We start from the raw sequence: 1,320 nt of genomic DNA on the forward strand, positions 1-1,320 counted from the left end.
CTGGTCCCCTGTCAATAAAATAGACAATTTAAATAGAGACTTTTTTGTCCTATGCCACGACTAAATTTTGAATTTGAGTTTGATACTCATCTTCAAGTTGCTTTGGTGATTTGAATCCACAGTGACTGTGAATTCTAACTGTGTTGTAAAACGTTTCAATGTACTGAAAAACTAGTCGTTTAGCTTCGGAGTATGAATGGATTTTAAACCGATTTATCCATTCACGCTTAATCAAGGCATGAAACGACTCAATGCAGGCATTATCCCAAGGATAAGCTTTTTTTGAATAGCTTAATGTCATGTTAGCTGTAACTTGATTGTAAGCTTCAGACGTAAACTGACTACCACGATCACTGTGCATGATTAATGGCTTGCTAATATGGCGACTGTGCTTAGTCTTTTCAATAAGTGGGATGACATTCGATACCTCCAAGGTTTCAGATAAGTCCCAACCAATGATCCGTCGGGAGTACAAGTCCATAATACTGGTTAAATAAACGAATCCGTCATGAACTGGAATATAAGTGGTGTCAATGCACCAAACGGCGTTTGGTCGCAATGGATTGAACTGCTCGTCTAAAATATTTATTAGCTGTTTATCAAACTTAGAATTGCGAGTGGTAGTCGTCCAAGGGGTTAGGTAAACGGCGTGAATGCCAAGTTCACGCATATACTTACCAACAGTTCGTTCAGCGATCTTATATCCTTTTGAGCGAAGTTCTTGGGTGATTTTGCCGGCACCGTAAATACAAAGGCTTTTGAGCCAAATTGCTTTAATTTCACCTTGAATAAGCTTCTTCCGAAGCTTTCGCGGTGATTGGTGATTATGACGCCTTTCTCGTTGATAGTAACCACTTCTTGAGATTCCAACATAATCACACATACCATTGATGGAAGGGTGGGATTCCAAAGCGTGCTGAACGTCCATTTCTTGGTATACCTTTTCGGTAGTTACTTGCTCAGAATCCCGATTGATTTTTTTAACACTTCGATCGCTCCTTCAGCGTCACGAAGTTGACGCTTTAGTCGTGCAATCTCCTTGTCCTTATCGCTGGCAAAATTACCAGAGCCACGGCCAAACTCCCCAGTCTCAGTAAACAGCTTAATCCATTTATGTAATGTACTAGCCCCAATACCTAGATTCTTACTTATTTCATTCATGGTCATGTGATCCTTGTTATCTAAGTAATACTGAACGGCCTGTTCCTTAAATTCCTTGTCATAACTGTGCTTCGTCATTATTTGATCCTCCAATTTACTTCCTTAATTATACTAAATCAGAGTCTCTATTTAACTTGTACACTTTTTATTCTAGGCCCA

At 39.5% G+C, this 1,320-nt stretch carries 2 protein-coding genes; both read right to left on the minus strand.

Annotated features, from left to right (window positions below):
- Positions 1–49: 49 nt before the first annotated feature.
- Positions 50–928 (minus strand): IS3 family transposase, encoded by an 879-nt coding sequence (locus D1831_RS14185; protein ID WP_121054822.1) that lies wholly within the window; start codon positions 926–928, stop codon positions 50–52.
- A 23-nt stretch (positions 929–951) separates the two neighbouring features.
- On the minus strand, positions 952–1,239 hold the full coding sequence (locus D1831_RS14190; RefSeq protein ID WP_003688751.1) for a transposase: 288 nt from the start codon (positions 1,237–1,239) through the stop codon (positions 952–954).
- Between the last annotated feature and the right edge of the window lie 81 nt (positions 1,240–1,320).

The sequence above is a fragment of the Lactiplantibacillus garii genome, from assembly GCF_003885105.1.
GTDB lineage: Bacteria > Bacillota > Bacilli > Lactobacillales > Lactobacillaceae > Lactiplantibacillus > Lactiplantibacillus garii.